At 66.6% G+C, this 20,197-nt stretch carries 18 protein-coding genes and 1 pseudogene; 7 read left to right on the top strand and 12 right to left on the bottom strand.

Annotation, left to right across the window (positions count from 1 at the left end):
* Positions 1-36 precede the first annotated feature (36 nt).
* Together ACQR1E_RS28460 and ACQR1E_RS28455 are read right to left on the bottom strand one after the other, a co-directional pair.
* A complete protein-coding gene (locus tag ACQR1E_RS28460) occupies positions 37-726 on the bottom strand; it encodes a substrate-binding domain-containing protein (protein WP_315826569.1) in 690 nt (229 codons plus the stop codon).
* 91 nt (positions 727-817) lie between these two features.
* The gene (locus tag ACQR1E_RS28455) at positions 818-2,857 is read right to left on the bottom strand and encodes an NAD(+) synthase (protein WP_434897851.1); all 2,040 of its coding nucleotides are present in this window, start codon (positions 2,855-2,857) and stop codon (positions 818-820) included.
* A gap of 189 nt (positions 2,858-3,046) precedes the next feature.
* Here ACQR1E_RS28455 and ACQR1E_RS28450 point away from each other — a divergent pair, with 189 nt between their 5' ends.
* Positions 3,047-3,898 (top strand): NAD-dependent epimerase/dehydratase family protein, encoded by an 852-nt coding sequence (locus ACQR1E_RS28450; protein WP_434897850.1) that lies wholly within the window; start codon positions 3,047-3,049, stop codon positions 3,896-3,898.
* Positions 3,899-4,024: 126 nt separating this feature from the next.
* Entirely contained in the window at positions 4,025-4,504 is a 480-nt protein-coding gene (locus ACQR1E_RS28445) for a hypothetical protein (RefSeq protein ID WP_434897849.1), read from the top strand.
* A gap of 95 nt (positions 4,505-4,599) precedes the next feature.
* Here ACQR1E_RS28445 and ACQR1E_RS28440 read toward each other — a convergent pair whose 3' ends face one another.
* The 4 genes from ACQR1E_RS28440 to ACQR1E_RS28425 form a co-directional block, all read right to left on the bottom strand.
* Entirely contained in the window at positions 4,600-5,226 is a 627-nt protein-coding gene (locus ACQR1E_RS28440; protein WP_434897874.1) for a hypothetical protein, read from the bottom strand.
* A gap of 181 nt (positions 5,227-5,407) precedes the next feature.
* The gene (locus tag ACQR1E_RS28435) at positions 5,408-5,674 is read right to left on the bottom strand and encodes a hypothetical protein (RefSeq protein WP_434897848.1); all 267 of its coding nucleotides are present in this window, start codon (positions 5,672-5,674) and stop codon (positions 5,408-5,410) included.
* Between the two features lie 82 nt (positions 5,675-5,756).
* Positions 5,757-6,728, bottom strand: coding sequence for an NAD(P)H-dependent flavin oxidoreductase (locus tag ACQR1E_RS28430; RefSeq protein WP_434897847.1), 972 nt, complete (start codon positions 6,726-6,728; stop codon positions 5,757-5,759).
* Between the two features lie 57 nt (positions 6,729-6,785).
* Complete coding sequence (locus ACQR1E_RS28425; RefSeq protein ID WP_434897846.1) at positions 6,786-7,415, bottom strand: hypothetical protein; 630 nt, start codon at positions 7,413-7,415, stop codon at positions 6,786-6,788.
* 154 nt (positions 7,416-7,569) lie between these two features.
* Here ACQR1E_RS28425 and ACQR1E_RS28420 point away from each other — a divergent pair, with 154 nt between their 5' ends.
* Positions 7,570-9,132, top strand: a complete 1,563-nt coding sequence (locus ACQR1E_RS28420) for an AMP-binding protein (protein WP_434897845.1) — start codon at positions 7,570-7,572, stop codon at positions 9,130-9,132.
* 1,248 nt (positions 9,133-10,380) lie between these two features.
* On the opposite strand, the gene ACQR1E_RS28415 is transcribed toward ACQR1E_RS28420, so the two are convergent.
* Together ACQR1E_RS28415 and ACQR1E_RS28410 are read right to left on the bottom strand one after the other, a co-directional pair.
* A complete protein-coding gene (locus tag ACQR1E_RS28415) occupies positions 10,381-11,397 on the bottom strand; it encodes a hypothetical protein (protein WP_434897844.1) in 1,017 nt (338 codons plus the stop codon).
* Positions 11,398-11,944: 547 nt separating this feature from the next.
* On the bottom strand, positions 11,945-12,358 hold the full coding sequence (locus ACQR1E_RS28410; RefSeq protein WP_316185446.1) for a DUF1801 domain-containing protein: 414 nt from the start codon (positions 12,356-12,358) through the stop codon (positions 11,945-11,947).
* A gap of 112 nt (positions 12,359-12,470) precedes the next feature.
* Between ACQR1E_RS28410 and ACQR1E_RS28405 the strand changes: the two are divergent.
* Positions 12,471-12,644: pseudogene (locus tag ACQR1E_RS28405) on the top strand (methyl-accepting chemotaxis protein); the annotation flags it as partial.
* Between the two features lie 334 nt (positions 12,645-12,978).
* On the opposite strand, the gene ACQR1E_RS28400 reads toward ACQR1E_RS28405, so the two are convergent.
* From ACQR1E_RS28400 to minC, 4 genes are read right to left on the bottom strand one after another with little or no spacing between them, the layout of a single operon-like run.
* Positions 12,979-13,752 (bottom strand): thioesterase family protein, encoded by a 774-nt coding sequence (locus ACQR1E_RS28400; protein ID WP_315826564.1) that lies wholly within the window; start codon positions 13,750-13,752, stop codon positions 12,979-12,981.
* A 21-nt stretch (positions 13,753-13,773) separates the two neighbouring features.
* On the bottom strand, positions 13,774-14,049 hold the full coding sequence (minE, locus tag ACQR1E_RS28395) for a cell division topological specificity factor MinE (protein ID WP_315716282.1): 276 nt from the start codon (positions 14,047-14,049) through the stop codon (positions 13,774-13,776).
* Positions 14,046-14,861, bottom strand: coding sequence for a septum site-determining protein MinD (gene minD, locus ACQR1E_RS28390; protein WP_315716283.1), 816 nt, complete (start codon positions 14,859-14,861; stop codon positions 14,046-14,048). Before minD ends, minE begins: the two co-directional genes overlap by 4 nt.
* A 20-nt stretch (positions 14,862-14,881) precedes the next feature.
* Positions 14,882-15,577 carry a septum site-determining protein MinC gene (minC, locus tag ACQR1E_RS28385; RefSeq protein ID WP_315716284.1) on the bottom strand — a complete coding sequence of 232 codons (696 nt, stop codon included), beginning with the start codon at positions 15,575-15,577 and terminating at the stop codon, positions 14,882-14,884.
* 520 nt (positions 15,578-16,097) lie between these two features.
* Here minC and ACQR1E_RS28380 point away from each other — a divergent pair.
* The 3 genes from ACQR1E_RS28380 to ACQR1E_RS28370 all read left to right on the top strand — a co-directional run bounded on the left by ACQR1E_RS28380 (position 16,098) and on the right by ACQR1E_RS28370 (position 20,052).
* Complete coding sequence (locus tag ACQR1E_RS28380; RefSeq protein WP_315716285.1) at positions 16,098-16,733, top strand: hypothetical protein; 636 nt, start codon at positions 16,098-16,100, stop codon at positions 16,731-16,733.
* Between the two features lie 44 nt (positions 16,734-16,777).
* Positions 16,778-18,388: an ABC transporter substrate-binding protein gene (locus ACQR1E_RS28375; RefSeq protein ID WP_434842376.1), complete on the top strand. Its 1,611-nt coding sequence runs from the start codon at positions 16,778-16,780 to the stop codon at positions 18,386-18,388.
* A gap of 131 nt (positions 18,389-18,519) precedes the next feature.
* Entirely contained in the window at positions 18,520-20,052 is a 1,533-nt protein-coding gene (locus ACQR1E_RS28370) for an ABC transporter substrate-binding protein (protein ID WP_434863068.1), read from the top strand.
* The last annotated feature ends 145 nt before the right edge of the window (positions 20,053-20,197 follow it).

Genomic DNA, 20,197 nt, shown 5'->3' with positions numbered 1-20,197 from the left:
CGATCGGATTTTTTCGCGGGCTGTGGGGCCGGCGCCTCACACCGGCGTCATGCCGTGCTGGCGCTTGGTTTCGGCGGTCTCCTCCGAGACCAGATATTCGATGAAGGCCCGCGCCGCCTCGGTATGCGCGCCGGCCTTGCACAACGCCGCCGCGAACACGGTGCCGGGCTGCAGCGACGCGGGCAGCAGGCCGACGATATCGATGCCGGGCGCGCCGAGCATCTCGCTGAGCTGCTGGAAGCCGACGTCGACCTCGCCATCGGCGAGCAGCCTGGCGACGGGAATGCCGGGCTTGGCCTGGACCAGGCGCGAAGTGCCCTCGCTCTCCAGGCCCCAGTCGCGGGCGAGCTTCTGCACATACGTGCCGCTCGGGCCGGTGGAGATGCCGATCGCCCTGGCGTTCTCCATCGCCCTGCGCACGGCGGCCTCGTCGAGCGGATCGGGCTTGGGGCTGCCGGCGCGCACCGCCATCGCCATCGGCGATTCCGCGATTTCGATGATGCTGCCGGGAACGAGATGGCCGTCGCTTTCAAGCTTCTGCAGCGCATCGGAGGCGAGCACGGCGAAGTCGAACGCTTCGCCGGCGCGGATGCGCTTGGCGGCATCGACGCCGCCGACGGATTCGATCGTGATCACCTCGCCGGTCGCCTCCTCATAGGCGGCGGCGAGCTCAGCGAGGATCTGCCTCGTCGCCATCGAGGAAATGCCGGCGGCGGTCACGCTCATGATCTGCTCCGTTCAACGATGTCGATGACGCCGCAAAGGCGGACGCGCACGTCTCGGATATGGCAAGCGCGGCGGCGGAGCAAGATGGTCGTCACTTCGGCACGTTGCGCTCCAGGTCCTCCAGCCACGCGGTGGCGTTGCCGTCGGACGGGGCACGCCAGTCGCCGCGCGGCGACAGGGCGCCGCCGGCCACCACCTTCGGGCCGTTCGGCATCGCCGAGCGCTTGAACTGGCTGAAGGCGAAGAAGCGCTTGAGGAACACCTCCAGCCACTTCCTGATCTCGGGAAGCGTATAGGCGTGGCGCTTGTCGGCAGGGAAATGCGGCGGCCAGGCGCCGTCGCCGACATTCTTCCAGGCGTGATGCGCCATGAAGGCGATCTTCGACGGGCGCATGCCGTAGCGCAGCGTGTAGAACAAATTGAAGTCCTGCAGCTCATAGGGGCCGATCGTGGCCTGCGTGCTCTGCGGCGTCTCGCCCTCCTTCACCGGGACCAGCTCCGGCGAGATCTCGGCCGACAGCACCGCCTCGAGCGTGCGGTCGACATCGGCCGAGAACTGATGCGAGGCGATGACCCAGCGGATGAGATGCTGGATCAGGGTCTTCGGCACGCCGGCATTGACGTTGTAGTGCGCCATCTGATCGCCGACGCCATAGGTGCACCAGCCCAGCGCCAGCTCGGAGAGATCGCCGGTGCCGAGCACGAGGCCGCCGCGATCGTTGGCGAGGCGGAACAGATAGTCGGTGCGCAGCCCGGCCTGCACGTTCTCGAAGGTGACGTCGTAGACCTGTTCGCCGCGGCTGAAGGGATGGCCGATGTCCTTCAGCATCTGCGTCGCCGCGGGGCGGATGTCGAGTTCGGCGGCGCTGACTTGAAGCGACGACATCAGCGCATGCGCGTAGGACTTGCTCTGCGCGCCCGTGGCGAAGCCGGGCATCGTATAGGCCAGGATGTTGGTGCGGGGAAGGCCGAGCAGGTCGATCGCCTTCGCCGCGACGATCAGCGCATGCGTGGAATCGAGCCCGCCGGAGACGCCGATCACGATGCGCTTGGTGCCGGTGGCGCGCAGCCGCTGCGTCAGGCCGGCGACCTGGATGTTGTAGGCCTCGTAGCAGTCCTGATCGAGCCGCGCGGCATCGCTCGGCACGAACGGAAAGCGCTCGATGCTGCGCATGAAGCCGATGTCGCCCTCGGCCGGCTGCAGCTCGAAGCCGATGCGGCGCCAGTGCATGCCGGCGCGTTGCGCACGCGCATTGTCGTCGAACGTGCCCATCAGCGCCCGCTCCTGGCGCAGCAGATCCAGATCGACGTCGGCGAAGATGGTCTGTCCGGTCTGGCGGAAGCGCTCGCTCTCGGCCAGCAGCACGCCATTCTCGAAGATCGAGGTCTGGCCGTCCCAGGCGAGATCCGTGGTGGATTCGCCCACACCGGCCGCCGCGTAGATGTAGGCGGCGAGGCAGCGCGCCGAGGTGGAACGACAGAGCAGCGAGCGCGATTCGGCGCGGCCGACCGTGATCGGGCTGCCGGAGAGATTGGCGAGCACGGTGGCGCCGGCGAGCGCGAGCTCGGACGCCGGCGTCACCGGGATCCACATGTCCTCGCAGATCTCGACGCCGATGACGAGGCCGGCGACATCCGCGGCGGCGAACAGAAGGTCGGTGCCGAACGGCGCCATGGTCTCGGCGACCTCGATCATCTCGCCGCGGATGCCGGCGCCGGAGGCGAAGTGGCGGCCTTCGTAGAATTCGCGATAGGTCGGCAGGTAGCTCTTGGGAATGACGCCGAGCACCTCGCCGCGGTGGATCACGACGGCACAATTGTAGACGCGATGCGCAAAGCGCAGCGGCGCACCGACGATCAGGACAGGCATCAGGTCGTGCGAGGCTTCGACGAGGGTGAGCAGCCCGCGCTGGACGGCATCGAGCAGCGGGTCCTGCTTGACAAGGTCCTCGATCGCGTAGCCGGACAGACAGAGCTCCGGAAACACCGCGACCGCCGCGCCCTGGTCATGGCAGGCGCGCGCCGCGGCCAGGATCGCCGCCGCATTGGCGGTCGGGTTGGCGACGCTCGAGGCGGTGACGCAGGCAGCGACGCGGGCAAAGCCGTGGCGGTAGATCGAATGGAAATTCATCGTGGCAGTCCATCTCCTGTCGCCTGATCATACGACATGGACCATGACGGGAGCCATAACAAGCGCGGCAGGTCAGCACCGCCCCGTCCGCAGGCTGACTCCGCGCGCGTCATTTGAATTGCGCGGGCCACCCGGTGCCGGGTAACTCGAAAGCTCGCTCCTTCGCGCAAGTCCAGGTGAACGGCATCCATGAACCTCTTCGTCATCGGCTTCGGCTACACCGCCCAGCGCTTCGTCGAGCTGCACCGTGGCGCGTTCGCCCGCATCGGCGGCACGGTCCGCAGCGCCGACAAGCGCGCGCGATTGGCGCATGATGACATCGACCTGTTCGACGGCACGGCCCCCGCGGCCGCGACGCTGGCGAAGGCGGCGGACGCCGACGTCGTGCTGATCTCGGTGCCGCCGGGAGGAGGCGACGACCCGGTGCTGGCCGCATTCGGCGACGCCATCACGGCGGGGCGCGCGCGGCACGTGGTCTACCTCTCGACCGTCGGCGTCTATGGCGACCATCAGGGCGGCTGGATCGACGAGGACACGCCGCTGGCGCCCGAGCACGACCGGGTGCAGGCCCGGGTCCGCGTCGAGCAGGACTGGCGCGCGCGGATCGGTGACCGGCTCGCGGTGCTCCGGCTCGGCGGCATCTACGGGCCGGGCCGCAACGCGCTGGTCGAGCTGCGGGCCGGGCGGGCGCGGCGCATCGTCAAGCCGGGACAGGTTTTCAACCGCATCCATGTCGATGACGCGGCCAGCGCGATCATGGGCGCGATCCAACGCGGGTCAGGCGGAGCCTGGAACATCGTCGACGACGAGCCGGCGCCGCCGCAGGACGTCATCGCCTATGCCGCTGCGTTGATGGGCATCGCCCCGCCGCCGGAACTGCCGTTCGACCGCGCCGAGCTGTCGCCGATGGCGCGCAGCTTCTATGCCAGCAACCGGCGCATCCGGAATATCCGCGCCAGGCAGGAACTCGGCGTCGGCTTCGCCTACCCGACCTATCGCTCCGGGCTCGAGGCGCTATGGGCCGCCGGCGAAGGGCGCTGACGCGAGATTTCCGCCGCCGGGCGGGAAACCTTTCACGCCACTGACGATTGCAACGAACAGAGATTGTCATGCGGGTTTGACGCGACTGCACGTCGCGCAGCCCTCACGGATCAAAGGATGTTCGACATGCAAGGCGATCAACCCATCAGCTGGCTGATGTTCTTCACGCTCGCGGCCGCGATCATCATCGCCGCCGGCGCGTTCCTGGCCTTCCTGCGGTCGCGGCACAACCGAGAGATCGCGGCGGTGGCGCTCGAGGGAGACGGCCGGGGCCGCGGCGTGGCCCCGTCAGGTGCCCTGCCCGAGCTCGGCGGCCTGTTCGTGCTCGCGCTGGTGGTCGCCGGCCTGCTGGTTGCCGGCTATCAGAGCGGCGGCGCGACGCGCTTCGCCGGCGGCGACAAGCCGACGCCAGTGCCGTCAGCGCCGACCAACACCGACCGCGGCACTACGGTCGGCGCCGGCGCCGCGATCACCCCGCCGGAAGCCCCGACCATGACCCAGCCGGCACGGCCCGGCCCGGACCTGCGTACCGCGCCCGCATCGTCGCCGACGGGAGCCGGCCCCGAGAGCGGCGGGCATCCGGAGGCCAATTCCCCGGCGAGGTGAAAAAGCGCCTCTCGAAAGCAAGAAGGCCGCGCAATGCGCGGCCTTCTTGATGTTCACTCCAAGTTTGATGTTCACGCCAGGAGGATCCCCCCCGATCAGATCGCGGCTGCGACCTTGTCGAGGCCGATGGTGCGCGCAAGCCGCCGCACTTCGTCCTTCTGATCCTCGCGCAACTGCCATAGCAGCGGCATCGCGGCTGACTTCAGCTGTTGCACCTCATCCGAATCCGGATCGAGCGCCACCGCGCCCGGCTTCGCCGCGCCCTGGCGTCCGGCGTGGATCTTGCGGGCGACGGCGCGCAGCGCCGTCTCGACCGCCGGCCAATAATATTCCTGGCTCGACGAGAGCCGCAGCCGTTCCTTGATGCCTGCGATCTGGCCGTCCGACAGCAGCGAATAGGCCTTCTGCACCTCTGGCTTCAGCGGCGCCGGGGCCGGCTCGCTCCTGGCGAGAATCTTGGACTTCGGCACCACCGGCTCGGCAGCGACGACCGCGGCGGCCGACGCCTTTGCCATCTCCGGCTCGGACGGCGCATAGGCATAGGCCTGACGCAGCGTCGCCTTCGACGGGGCGCTCGGCTGCTGCACCTCGGGGGCCGCAAGTGTGACCATCGCCAGGCGGTCGCCCTTGGCTTCACGGTTGGAGAGCGGGCTCCTCGCCACCACCGGCGGCATCATCGCACCAGCCGAAGGCACGCTGTCCTGCATCAGGACGCTCGTCACGGCCGCGCCTGCAATCAGCACGCCCAGCAAAGCGACAAAAGCGATCGACTTCGTCACGCAATTCTCCGTATCCCGGCGGAAAGCCGCACTTTGCCGAAAAGTGGGAGTTAATTAAGGCTTTACGATGCCACAGAAACACAGAGGCCACCATTCTGCCCTGTGAACATGACGGACATTTTTTTCACGCCGCCGAAGACAGCTCGGCCGGGATCAGCAGATCGTACGCGGCCTGGATGTCGGCAACGATGTCGGAGGCTTCCCAAAGCGCGGCCGGTTCCACCGAATGCAGGCTGATGGTCCAGTTCCCGCCGCGGGCGGTGCGGGGAACGCTCATGATGTCGAACTGGACGTTGCGGCACAGCGGATGCCGCTGCAGAGCATGCCCGACGCGGATCCGGATCTCCTCGAGCGTCACCCGCTCTTTGTCCTGCCGTAGCCCGATGCCCATCGCACGATTCCGCCAAGTTCAAGCTCCGCGGATTGTGGGACCCGATGGTTAATGGTGCCTTAAGGACACACATCACGTTTTCTCATGGCCGGAGACCGCCCGCGCCGCCGTACTCATCAGCCGTGCGCGCCACCAGCACGGCGACCGACGGGACGTCGGTGACCCCCGAGGTCGCGTGCCCGGCGCTCCAGATGTCGCGCCAGCGTTTCGGCCGCGCCTCGCGCGCAGCGATGTCGATGTCACTGCCGATCTCGATCGCGCCGCGCGCCGGCAAGGCTTCGGGATCGAGCCCGGCCGCGACGATCGACGGCCGGAGCATGCTGGTCGGCAGGCCGGTGAAGGCCGAGGTGAGCAGCACGTCGTCGGCCGAGCTGTCGACCAGCATCGACTTGTAGCGGTCATCGGCCAGGCTTTCGCGCGTGGCGATGAACTTCGTGCCCATGTAGGCGAGATCGCAGCCGAGCACCTCGGCCGCCCGCAACGCCACGCCGTCGCTGACGCCGCCGGCGAGCACGATCGGCCCGGCGAAGAACGCCCTGACCGCGCGCACGAAGGCAAATGGATTGAGCCAGCCGGTCTGGCCGCCCGCCCCGGCCGTGAGCAGCACCAGGCCATCTGCGCCGGCCTCGACCGCGCGCTCTGCATGACGGATCGAGGCGACGTCAGCGAACACCAGCGCGCCCGCATCATGCAAGGGCGCAACAACCTTTGCCGGCGAGCCGACCGAGGTAATCACGATCTCCGGGCGGCGCCGCAACAGCACCGCGAGATCGTCCTGCAGCCGCGCGTTTGATTGATGCACGATCAGATTCGGGCAGACCGGCGCAGCCGCAGCGCCGCTCGCATCGCTGCTGCGCGCAAGCCGATCGGCAATCTGGAGCAGCCAGGCGTCGAGCTCGTCGGGGGTTCGACAATTGACCGTCGGGAACGCGCCGATCACGCCGTTGGTGCAGGCCGTGCTCACCAGCTCGATTCCCGACACCAGGAACATCGGCGCTGCGATCAGCGGCAGGCGCAGCCGCGCCCGCAGCCCGTCCCATCGAGTGTCCTGCACGGCGCGTCCCTCCCTGATCCTTGTTGGGCTCAGGGATAACGGCGCCGCCGCGTGCGATCAATCGTCGCCGAAGAAGCTGAAGCGCGGCCCCTCCATGCCGACCGGCTGCGCCGCATAGGCGCGCGGCGTCGTATCCTCACGCACGGCCTGCTCGACCGCGCGCAGATCCTGCTCGCGGCGCTGGCGCCGGCGCTCGACATATTGCCGGTGCCGCTCGGTGCGGCGCTGCTCCGCGACGCGCTTGCGCTCCGCCCCGCGCGCCTTGAGATCCGCGTCCTCGGCCTTCGCTGCGGCCTTGTCCTGTCCCTTCTCCTGAACGTCCTCGGCGGTACCGGCCTGCGTGCTGGCCGGCGCCGAAGAGGCGGCGGGCACAGCCGTCGCGTCCGGCACAGCAGCCTGCGGCGGGGGCGAGGGATTGGGCGATACCGGCGTCGCCGGCCCCGTCTCCGCTGCTGCGGGCGCCACCTTGATCGGCGTGGTCGCGGCCGCCTGCGTTGCCGCAAGATACGAGGTGGTCGTCGGACTTGGCGACGGCGTCTCCGGCACGGAACGCGCGAGCTTGGCCTGCTCGAACGCCTGCGAACTCGGATGCATGCCCTCCGCGATCATGAGCCCGCCGCCGAGACCGGCCGCGACGGCGATGGCGACCGTTCCGGCTCCCGCGAAAAAAGCTGTCGAGGTGCGCATGGCCTTGCTCCGCTATTGTTCGGCCGGGCAACGCGGCGCGCGCAGCGATGTTCCGAGGACGACAAGCGCGCCTTGAGCGCGATGGGCTTTCTGATAGCGTCGGCAACAAGCCCCGCGACGCCACAACGATCGCGGCATCTCGGGAGGATCGTCCATGAGCCCACAGCTTCATTCGTTTCCGGTCGTCTGCGAGCAGACCCTGCTCACGCTGTCGCGTCATCCGTCGCGCACCGCCTTCAGCTGGCCGGACGGATCGCTGACCTATCAGGGCGCGATCGACCTGATCGGCCGCATGCAGAACGTGTTCATGCGGCTCGGCCTGCCGCCGGGAACACGCGTCGCGTTCCTCAGCGCGAACCGCGCCGATGCCTGGTGCGCCGGCACGGCGGCGCAGCTGTCGCGGCTCGCCATCACCTGGCTGCATCCGCTGGGCTCGCTCGACGATCAGCTGTTCCAGCTCGCCGATTCCGAATCGCAGGTGCTGGTGATCGATGCCGCCGCGTTCCACGACCGCGGCGGCGAACTGGCCGCGCGCTCGGGCGGCCTGCGCCACGTGTTCACGCTGGGCGCAGCCGGCTATGGCGTCGACCTCCTCGCCGCGATCGAGCAGTCAGGCCACGCCAGCGCGCGCAACTTCGCCACGCCCGAGGACATCGCGACCTTGAACTACACCGGCGGCACCACCGGAAAGTCGAAGGGCGCGCTGCGCCATCACCGGGAATATGGCGGCTTCGCCACCGCGATCCTCGCCGATTTCGAGATCCCGGAGCGCGCCCGCTATCTGACGGTCGCCCCGATCAGCCATGTCGCCGGCACCAAGGTGCTGCCGACCCTGATGCGCGGCGGCACCGTGCACATGCTGAAGGGATTTGATCCTGAGGCCGTGCTGGCGACCATCGCGCGCGAGCACATCAACTTCACGCTGTTCGTGCCGACGATGATCTACGTGCTGCTCGATCATCCCGCGTTAGCTAAGACAGATCTCTCCTCGCTCGAGCTCGTGCTGTACGGCGCCTCGGCGATGTCGCCGACGCGGCTGGTCGAAGGCATCGAGCGCATCGGCCCGGTGTTCTCGCAGCTCTATGGCCAGACCGAATGCTATCCCGTCTCGGTGCTGCGGAAGGCCGATCATGATCCGAAGCAGCCGGAGCTTTTCCTGTCCTGCGGCTTCCCGATCGCGGCCTGCGAGGTCAAGATTCTCGATGACCATGATCAGGAGGTCGCGCTGGGCGAGGCCGGCGAGATCTGCGTGCGCGCACCGCATGTGATGGCGGAGTATTGGCAGCGGCCGGACATCACCGCCGAGACCTTGAAGAACGGCTGGCTGCACACCGGCGACATCGCCCGCCGCGACGAGCGCGGCTACATGTACATCCTCGACCGCAAGAAGGACATGATCGTCTCCGGCGGCTTCAACATCTTCCCGCGCGAGATCGAGGACGTGCTGACGCAGCACGCCGACGTGGCGATGTGCGCGGTGGTGGGCGTGCCCGACGACAAATGGGGCGAGGCGGTCACCGCGATCGTGGTGCCGCGCGCCGGCGCGCAGATCGACGCTGCCGAGCTGATCGAGCTCGTGAAGGCGCGCAAGGGCTCGGCCCATGCGCCCAAGAGCATCTCGTTCGTCAAGGAGCTGCCGATGACCGGCGTCGGCAAGGTCGACAAGAAGGTGCTGCGCGCACGGTTCTGGGAGGGCCGCGGGCGGATGGTGGGGTAGCGGCATCATCAGCTCCCTCGATCGCCACCGTCATTGCTCTTGCGCCGAAGCAATCCAGGGCCGCGGATGAGGCCCTGGATTGCTTCGCTCCGCTCGCAACGACGGCAATCCAGACTCGCGGCTTTGCAATGCCGATGGAAGCTCTCGCCCGTAGCCGCCGCGCTCCGCTGTCGTCCCGGGCAAGCGAAGCGCGACCCGGGATCCATAACCACAGGGCAGCGTCGTAAGCGCTGACGTAGCGACCCGCGTGCCTCGACCATCGTCTTATGATCATGGGTCCCGGCGTTCGCCGGGACGACAGCCTTTGTGTGGCGCGATACTCGCCACGCGATCCGCTGTATCCAAACAACACTGAATGCGCTGCCCCCATTGCAGACATGACATTGCTGCCTCGCGGCGCATCTGCGTCCGAGTCTTGCTGGTGTCGTTCCCCTCCAACTCACGGAGGGTGCAGGGAAGGCCAGGCCTCGACCGAGGCCTGCGGTCCGCGTGCAGCAAAAAAGCACGCGGCAGAACCACAGGTTCGGCCGGATAGACCCGGCCTTCCCTGCGCGATGGCTTTACGATTTATACGCAGTCTCCTCGGTGACCGGCTTGTTTGCCACCGTGGCGACAACGCGTTTCACGCGTTGCGCGGACCTCAGCTTCGGGAGGCCAGGACCCTGCGACTTCACCGTCCGCGACGTGGCGTACGTCGGCATGCCCAAAGCATGCTGCGCCCCATCGCGGCCACCGCATCCCACCCCAACGCATCGTGACGTTCGCGAAGCGCCCCTCGTCAGTGAAGCGGGATGCGGAGAAGAGACCATGGATTTCTGAAAATGCAAAGTCGAATATTTTTCGCTCCGCATCTGGACAGCCCAAATCAGCTTGATCGCGCGAGCGAATTTCGTCTTTGCGCGCGCCGCTGCGGACGCCCGACCTGCGCCGGAAAGTATCGATGGGGAAGCAAGCCTGCTCGTCGGCCAAATCAACCTCGCTGCGGCACAACAAATCCCAGGCGACGCGCGACAGAGGGCCCAACGAAAAGCCGGTCTGCACTCCGACCCGCTGTCGTGCCGAACAAGCGAAGCCGGACGATGTGCAGGCATCGTCGCGTTCGCGCGACCCAGGACCGAGACCCCAGGACGTGGCGAGCCCGGATGCATCAATGCGCGTGCCTCGAATATGGCCCTGGGTTATGGGGTCCCGGCGTTCGCCGGGACGACATTGATTTTGTCGGACGAGCGTCCAGACACGACAACCATCTCACAACGCCGCGAACGCAGCGCGCGACGGTGCGAGCGGCAACCAGTCCGGGATGCGGCGCTTGGCGAGCCAATACGGCCGCCACAGCATTCGCCATGTGGTGAGATCCACAGGGGCCTGGCGCCATTTCATTCGACCGGTCTCGATCTGCGACAGATCGTGCAGGTGCAGCCAGCGCCGCGCGATCCACCAGAGCTCGCGGGCGACGTCAGCATTCCCCCGTCCCTTGAGCTGGACGATGCCCAACAACGGATCAGGAAAACGGACGGCGACCTCCAGCGTCGCGACGCGTTCGCCCAGGTGCCGGACGCTCCACAGCCGAGAGCGATTGTGGGCGATGTCGGAGCCATAGGTGCGGACACAATTGCGCATAGTCATCGCTTCGTCGACCAGATCCGGGATGTCATCCAGCGGCCGAAACTCATAGTCCCCGACGCGACCGGGATGGAGCCACATGTCGCGGATTGGCCGTTGACCGAGATTGAGATGCAGCGAGACTTTCCCTCGCCAAGCGAGGGCAGCCGTCATTGCGGCATCGAGCTTCATGGCTGGCGTCCACGGCCTTTCGACGAGCTCGCGGCCGAAGCCGGCGGGCTGCCCCGAGAACCAGATCCACAGACCGAGCAGATGCATGCGGTCGCGCTTCAGCACCAGCCGCGCCCGCAGATACTCACGGGCGATCCACACCGCGGCCGGCTCATGCGCCAGCGCCGCCATCTCCGCCACGAGCTGCAGCCAGGTCGGCATCAGCTTCGGCGAGCGCGGCAAATGGTTGCCGATCTGCCGCCGGAACAGCTCGCCGTCCGGCAATGGTGGGATCGGACGGACGAATGCCTCCGGTGGCAGCTTGCGCAGCCAGAGCGGCAGACCGGCCGCGGCCGCCGCCTCGGCCAGCGGACGCCCCGCGATCACGCACGCGATCGCCCGCTCCGGATCGACATCCGGGCGCGGCACTGCCAGCGCGAACAGCAGCGCCGGAAAGCTCAACGCGAGGTCGGCGAGATTAGGATGTCGCATCGCGCATGCGCGCACGCGGGATTGCAGACGAGACGAATAGCGCCGCAGCCGGCGTTCGCGCAGGTCGGAACGCTCCGGCTCCCGGCTGGGAGTCAGCAAGAGATTTGATGTCATGACACGACGGTTCAAGCGCAGGCCACGAGGGCCGCGGGCTTTTCGATGAGATGCGAAAGGGTCAAATCATGGCCGGGACAATCATCCCGGTCGGCCGCGTCAATGATCGCGCAGCGAGCCCGGGAAGCGCGTGAGTCTGAACATCGTCGCCTCCTGCGTTGAAGTTGGGATGCGCTGAACTAGCGTGTTTCTCGGCAGAGCGCAACCATGGCCGCCGCCTCCTCCCACCTCGATGCACACGGGTCATCCTTGCGAAAGGTTGTCGGCGACCGGCACACCGCCGGCGCGAGCCCCCGAAACGACGAGGCGATCCAGGCCTTCCAGACAGATGATTCGACTTGGCCCTGGATTGCTTCGCTGCGCTCGCGACGACGTGGTGAGTGAGCAGCGACCTGGATCGTTGATACTGACTGCGCGGAGCGATGCACCAGCCCTACCGCTTCCCCTTCGTCATGTTCAGCGCCACCGCGGCGCGGATCAGCGCCATGAACGCAGTCTCATCGATCACGTCGCCTTCATGAAGGTCGATCGCCCGGCGGGTATTGCCGTCGAGGCTGGCGTTGAACAGGCCGGAAGGGTCCGGCAGCGATGCACCCTTGGCGAAGGTCAGCTTCACCGCGGCCTTGTAGGTCTCGCCGGTGCAGACGATGCCGGCATGCGACCATACGGGAACGCCACGCCACTTCCACTCTTCGACGATATCGGGATCGGCCCGTTTGATGAGATCGCGGACGTAGCTGAGCATGACGCCGCGCCAATCCCCGAGCTCCTTGATCCGGGCGTCGATCAGCTCCGACGGAGACTGGTTCCCCTCGCCGACGCTCGTAGCCTTCGTTGGTTTCGCCATGACGCTTATTCCCATCCACCTGCTTGTCGTTTCACCTGCGTGTAGTCCGCGTCGTAGTTATACGACCATCTTGGCCTGCTCAAGTTTATAGCAATATTGATAACTCCACGGCCAAGCGGCACAGTGCACCAACGAGGTGTCGTCCAACATCACCGAGGTGCAGCACGACGCCAGCGAAACCGGCTCGGCCTCGTCCCAGGTGCTGTCGGCGGCGCAGTCGCTGTCACAGGACAGCAACCGGCTGAAGCTGGAGGTGGGACGATTCTTGAACACGGTGCGGGCGGCTCAAGAGCGAAATCGTTCGTCGTTGAACTCGTTCACTCGCGACAACGGCAGTTTGTTCCCTCTCCCGCTTGCGGGGGAGGGCTAGGGAGGGGGCCGCTCCAGCGGCGGTGTGCGTGGCGCCCCCTCTCCAACTCTCCCCCGCAAGCGGGGGAGAGGGCACAGCGGAGCTTGGCGCGGGGTTGATCGGTTCACCGGAAACGAAGCAGGCAACTGCCGATCACCGGCCCAACTTAATAACACCTCGCCGCAGCACGCCGTTGGAAACGAGGCAGCGCCGGTGCGGTGATCAGTTCGCCAACTCGCCGTGAACGCAATCCGGACGGCTGACCGCCCCCTCACCGCTTTTCGATCACCAGGCTCTGCACCACCCGGCCGAAATAGCCCCTGACATCGCCCAGCCGCGCCATCGCCAGACCCGCGCCGTCCGGGCCGATCCAGCTTTCGGCGTCGAGCAGGATCCAGTCGCCGACCGGCTCGCGGGCCATGTTCACGGTGAGGTCGGCATTGAGGAACGTATAGCTGTGGAAGTCGAGCGCGGCGGAGGTGCCGTTGCAGAAGTCGCTCGCGACCACGGCGCGCATCGCCTGCGACACGGCGTGGCCTTCGACCAGCGGCCAGTCGACGCGGTACCAGATCGCGCCGGGACCCTTGACGCCGAACCGGCCGCGCGCGGCGCGCAGCGTCATGCCACGCACGAACGGGCTGGTCGAGAAATCAGCCGGCTCCGGCAGCGCATCGTCAGGGCCGACCAGATCGACCGGCAGCTCGCGGACATCGTCCGGCAGCGGCACCGCGTCCTGCCTGATCTTGAGCACCGTCGCCGTGACGACCACCGTGTCGCCGGCGCGCAAGCGCACGGCGCAGAGCTGGATCTTGCGCCCCTCGCGCAGCACCTCGGTCTCGATGAGGAGCTCTGCGAGCGGCACCGGGCGCATCAGGTCGATGGTGACGCGGGCGATGCGCATCGGCGACTTCGTCGGAATGCGCTCGGCCGCCCAGACGGCCAGCGCCGATGGCGCAGACCCATGTTGCATGGTCGGATCCCAGGGTCCCGCAGCATCGGAGCCGACGGCGACCCGATTGTCCGCGATGCGGAAGATCGGCCGCATCAGCGCGCGCCTCGCCACGTCTCAGCCGGCGCTGGCAAAGGCGCGGTCGGCGCCATTGGGCAGTTCGATGTCGACCTCGAGCGTCGAGACATGCTTTCCCCGGTCCATGCGAACGATGACCTTGTCCGGATCAAGTACCACATGGCGCGAAACCACGGCGAGGATTTCCTCGCGCAGCTGCATCAGGAGATCGGGCTGTCCACGCAGACTGCGCTCGTGCGCGAGCAGGATCTGCAGCCGTTCCCGCGCGACGGGCGCGGAGGCTGCACGCCCCGTAAAGAGCCGCAGCACACTCATGCAGCCCTCCGTCCCAAGAGCAGGTTCATCAGGCCCTTGCGCTCGGTCGGGATCTGCATCTCGACCTCCTCGCCGAGCAGCCGGCGCATCGCATCGTGATAGGCGCGTGCGGGGGCGCTCGCCGGGCTGTTGAGCGTCACCGGGCAGCCGACATTGGAGGCGCGCAACACGTCCTGGCTCTCCGGCACGATGCCGAGCAACGGCGTCGCCAGGATTTCCAGCACGTCATCGATCGACAGCATCTCGCCGCGCGCGGCGCGGCCGGCATCGTACCGGGTGATGAGAATGTGCTTCTCGACGCGCTCGCCGTTCTCGGCGCGCACGGTCTTGGAGTCGAGCATGCCGATGATGCGGTCGGAATCGCGCACCGACGACACTTCCGGATTGGTGACGATGAGAGCCTCGTCGGCATAGCGCATCGCCAGCATGGCGCCGCGCTCGATGCCGGCCGGGCTGTCGCAGATCACCCAGTCGAAGGTCTTGCGCAGCTCAGCGATGACGCGGCCGACGCCGTCCTCGGTCAGCGCGTCCTTGTCCTTGGTCTGCGACGCCGGCAGCAGCCAGAGATTCTCCAGCCGCTTGTCGCGGATCAGAGCCTGCGGCAGCTTGGCGACGCCATGGACCACGTTGATGAGATCGAACACCACGCGGCGTTCCGCGCCCATCACCAGATCGAGGTTGCGCAGGCCGACGTCGAAATCGACGACGACGACCTTCTCGCCGGCCTGCGCCAGCGCCGCGCCCATCGCCGCCGTCGTGGTGGTCTTGCCGACGCCACCCTTGCCCGACGTCACTACGAGTACTTTCGACATGTCACGGATCCTCCTGCTACTCAGTTCAATGCAACGATCTTCATGGAATGACCTTCGAGCCGCGCCTGCACGGCCCGGCCGCGCAACGCGGCGTCGATCTGCTCGGCGGTCTGGTAGTAGCCGTCGATCGCGACCAGCTCGGCCTCGATCTTCTGGCAATAGATGCGCGCCGCCGCGTTGCCGTTGATGCCGGCCATCGCGCGGCCGCGCAGCGCGCCGTAGACGTGGATCGAGCCGCCGGCGACGATCTCGGCGCCCGACGACACCGCGCCGAGCACGGTGACGTCGCCGTCGGGAAACACGATCGACTGGCCCGAGCGTACGGGCTGGTCGAGCAGCAGCGAGGTCGGCTGCTGCAGCGACGGCTTCTCCGGCTCGATCTCCTGCACGGCGCAGTGACGGCCGCCCGACAACAAGGGAGGCATGCCGAGCGACAGCCGCCCCTGCTCGACGCCTTCGAGTCCGAGCACGCGGATGTTGCGCGACTCGATGCTCTTGATGAGATGGGTGATGGCGAGCGGGCTCAGATCCAGCGCTGAGAGATCGAGCACGATCGGCTTGCCGACGAAGAAGCCGGGCGAGCCCGCGAGCGTTGCGTCGAGCTCAGCCAGCCAATCGGCAATCGGCACAACCGGCGAAAACACGAAGGCGACGTAGGAGCGCCCGCGCAGACGAATAACAGGACGCACCGTTTCAGCGCTGGCACTCATGACCATCCGACCCAACCCTTCTTAGTGATTGGTTAACTGTCGGCGCCAGATGGTTAACGGATGGTTAAATCGACGCTAAGCCGCTCAAAAATCGACAGCGGCCTGCCCGACATAGTTCGATGATGATCGAATCAAGGCGCAATCTTGGCATCAATGAGACGCAATTCATGAGCATCTGCGTCAAGACCTGTCACGCCTCATTTTAATCACATCATGATGATAACTTTAACGTACATATAATTCGGAACCGACGACTTTAAGAGGTTCCGATCGATTGACACTCGTCAGGGGGCGGGGCATGGGATCGATAGAGGCGCCCAAGGCACGGCAAACGTGCCACGGCGCCTTGCAGGAAGGGACCGCTGGCGTGCGATCGCTGATCGACGCGAAACGTCTGATTCTGCGAGTGATTCCGTGTGGACTGAAGTGGCAGACCAGCTCCCGCTCTTCGTTTGAAACTAGCTCTCATACGACCGTGGCAGAAGCGTATCAGTTTTACCGGAATCGAGCGTCAGAGGAGTAGCGTATGAGTTCGTTGAGTGAACAGAATCCGATGAACCCGCAGGACCCGCTGCATTACGCACCGCGGTGGCTGCGCGAACGTCCGGAAGCCGCGCGTCTATCTCTCGTCGGTGACAATGCCAAGGCAGCGGAGGCGGCCGAGCGTCCCGCTTCGGGACAGCAAGGACCGCTCGATGCTCGCCTGGAGACCGCCGTGTTCGAATCCCTTCGCCAGTCGCTGAATCCGCAAGTCATGCGCGAGCCGCCGGATCTGGAGCGTGAGCGCGACCGCCGGTCGGTCGTGTTCAAGGTGGCCGGCCGCTTCGCCGCCGCAACCGGCGTCGCCGCCGTCGTCGCGCTGTTCTTCGTCAACATCGTGCCGGTGTGGCGCCAGCCCGACGCCAGCTCGTCCTTCGTCGCAGCCGTGCAGTCGATGAAGACGCTGCCGCCGGTCGCCGCCGACGTGCAGGACGCCAAGGCGGACCAGACCAGCGCGCTGCCCGAGCGGGTCGAGCCGCAGGCTCCGGCGCTGTCGCAGTTCAAATCGCTGCTCGCGGACGCTCCGGCGCCGACGGCAGAGACCGACACTCCAGAAAAGCCCATGCTGCAGCAGTTCATGCAGTGGAACCAGAAGACGGGTCAGATGGAGCGGGTTCGCTAACCCTCTGCACGACTGATCCGACTTCCAACACATCACAGGCGACGATGATCGACGTCCTACCGCAGAAAGCGGCAGCACGCCGTCCGCTGGCTCACGCCCGTATGGCAGCCATCCTGCTCGCGTCCCTCATGGCCGGCGAGGCCGCTGCTGCGCCCGGCGAGAGTGTGAGCGTGGCGCGCCAGCTCGGCAGCCGCGTCGGCCCGATCATTGGCGCCGCGCTCGCGTGCCGCGACATCGCCCGGCCGCGCATCCAGGCCATCATCGAGAAATTCCAGCTCGTCATCCGCGAGGCCGCCTCCAGCGAGGCCGATCGTGACGAGCTGACGCGCCTGCTGGACCGCTATGTCGCCGAAGGTCGCAGCCTCGTCACGTCGGGCCGGCTGGATTGCGGCGGCGCCAATCGGCAGCTTGCCGATCTCGAACAATCCATCGCAGCGCCGCCTCCGGCGCGCGCGAACCTGTCTGCCGTGAGCATCGGACCTGCGACGGCGCAGGCCGCGACTGTACCGGCGCAACTGCTGCCGCCGGCCGGCAACGTGCGCGGGGTGACGCAGAGCGAGATCAAGCTCGGCATGGTCATTCCCTACAGCGGACCGGTGAAGGAGAGCGGGCGACTGCTCAAGATCGGCGTCGAGACGGCGTTCAATCGCGCCAACGAGGCCGGCGGCGTCAACGGCCGCATGCTGAAGCTCGTCACCGCCGATGACGGCTACGATCCCGCGCGCACGCTGGATGCGATGAAGCTGCTCTACGAGAAGGAGCAGGTGTTCGGCTATATCAGCAATTTCGGCTCGGCCACCGCCGCGGTCGCCATCCCCTACGCGCTCGAGCGCCGCACGCTGTTCTTCGCGCCCTATACCGGCGCCAACGTCGTGCGCCACGATCCGCCCGACCGCTACGTCTTCAACTACCGGCCGAGCTATGCCGAGGAGACCGACGCGCTGGTCCATTATCTCGTGAAGATGCGAAGGCTGCATCCGCGCCAGATCGTCGTGTTCGCGCAGAACGATGCCTTCGGCGACGCCGGCTTCGCCGGGGTGGCCAGGGCGTTCCGCACGCTCGGCGTCAGCGACAATTCGATCGTGCGGGTCAACTATCCGCGCAACACGGTCGAGGTCGACGACGCCATCAATCAGCTGAAGCTGCTGAAGACCCCGGTCAAGGCGGTGGTGATGCTGGCGACGACGCGCGCCGCAGCCAAGTTCATCGAGAAGGCCCAGGGCGTATTTCCGGGCGTCATCTTCGCCAACATCTCCGCGGTTGCTGGCTCGGCGCTCGCCAGCGAGCTGATGCTGCTCGGACCGCGCTACGCCGAGGGCGTGATCGTCAGCCAGACCGTGCCCGGCGTTTCCGGCTATTCGAGCCTGGTGCTCGAATACAAGACCGCACTTGCGAAATATGCCCCGGGCGAGCCGGCCGACTACACCTCGCTCGAGGGCTACATCGCCGCGAGCATCCTGATCGAGGGACTGAAGCGCGCCGGTCCGAACTTCGATACCGAGCAACTGGTCGAAACGCTCGAGAACATGCGCAACATCGATCTCGGCCTCGGCACGCAGCTCGGCTTCGGCCGCGCCGAACACCAGGCTTCGCACAAGATCTGGGGCACGGCACTGGACGACAGCGGCACCTACCAACCCGTCGAACTTGAATAGGATACCGCTAGAGGCGCGACGGCCTCAACTACCAGGACAAAAGAGCGACAGAGAAACCCGACATTAATTCGAAATGCCACGAATAGTAGAACGAAGAGGGTTTGAAACAAGCTGAGCAGGTGGAAGGTTCGATGGCCGTGCGTTGGTCCGCGTTGATCATCGGGAGTGTTTTCGTAGCTCCCTTCAGCCCCGCTTTGGCGGCGGCTCCCGACGTCGTCAGGGAGCTTGGCGGCCGTGTCGGACCGATCGTGGGACAGGCGTCCGCGTGCCCCGACATCGCGCAGGGCCGGGTCCAGAGCATCGTCGACAAATTCCGCGAAGCCATCCGCCAGGCGACGAGCAATGACGGCGAGCGCGATCAGCTGACCCGCAGCTTCAATGGCTACATCGCCGAGGGCCGTAGTCGTACGGGCGCCTCGCAGGCGACCTGCGCCGCCGCGGAGCGGCAACTGACGGAGCTCGAACGCTCGCTCGACCAGCCGGCTGCGGCGACGGCCCCGATCACACCGGTCAAGGCCGAAACGACGACTGGCGCCGTCACCGCGAGCCCCGTGCGCGGCATCACCGACCGCGAGATCCGCTTCGGCATGGTCCTGCCGTTCTCCGGCATCCGCAAGGAGACCGGGCGTCAGATGCGCCAGGGCATCGAGGCCGCGTTCGCACGCACCAACGACGCCGGCGGCGTCAACGGGCGCATGCTCCGTCTCGTGGCGGCGGACGACGGCTACGATCCGGGCCGCACGCTGGCGGCGATGACGCAGCTCTACGACAGGGAGCAGGTGTTCGGCTTCATCGGCAACGTCGGCACCGCCAACTCGCAGGTGGCGATCCCCTATGCGCTGGAGCGGCGCACGCTGTTCTTTGCACCGAACACCGGCGCAGCAGTGGTGCGACGCGATCCGCCGGATCGCTACGTCTTCAACTATCGGGCGAGTTACGCCGAGGAGACGGCCGCGCTGGTGCGCTACCTGATCAACATGAAGCGCGTCTCGCCCAGGCAGATCGCGGTGTTCACCCAGCAGGACCCATTCGGCGACGACGGTTTCGCCGGTGTCGCGAAGGCCTACCGGCAGTTGAACATCGGCGATGCCGTAACGCGCATCAACTATCCGCGCGCGACGATGGACGTGGAAGAGGCGGTCAATCAGGTCAAGGCGCACAAGCCGGGACTCAAGGCGGTCATCATGGTAGCCACCGATCGCGCCGCCGCGAAGTTCATCGAGAAGACGCGCGACGCGGTACCGGGCCTGATCTACGCCAACGTGTCCGCCGTCGGCTCGACCTCGCTCGCGACCGAGCTCAAGCTGCTCGGCCCGCGCTTCACCAACGGCGTCATCGTGACGCAGGGCGTGCCGGCGGTTTCGGGCTATTCGAGCCTCGTGCTCGACTACAAGAACGCCCTGGCCAAATACGCGCCCGGCGAGGCGCCGGACTATACGTCTCTCGAAGGCTATATCGCGGCGACGATTTTGATCCAGGCGCTGAAGCAGACCAATCCGCTCGACACCGAGCGACTGGTCGACACGCTCGAATCGATGCGCAGCCTCGATCTCGGCCTCGGCACGACGCTCGCATTTGGACGCGCGGAGCACCAGGCCTCACACAAGATCTGGGGCACCGCCCTCGACGAAACCGGCACGTATCAGGCAATCGAACTTGAGTAGAATTAGCTTCTAAGGGGAAGAACTGGTGAAGACGTTTCGTTAGCAGGTCCTAAAGTATGATCGGAAAAAGGCGTGTCGGGTTACCGAAATGGTCATGCTCTTAGGAAAGGCTGGTCTGTGCATGGTGACGGTCTTATGTCTTCTC

Source organism: Bradyrhizobium sp. HKCCYLRH1030 (assembly GCF_051168395.1).
In the GTDB taxonomy this organism is placed as follows: domain Bacteria; phylum Pseudomonadota; class Alphaproteobacteria; order Rhizobiales; family Xanthobacteraceae; genus Bradyrhizobium.
This window is presented reverse-complemented; position numbering and strand designations above follow the sequence as displayed.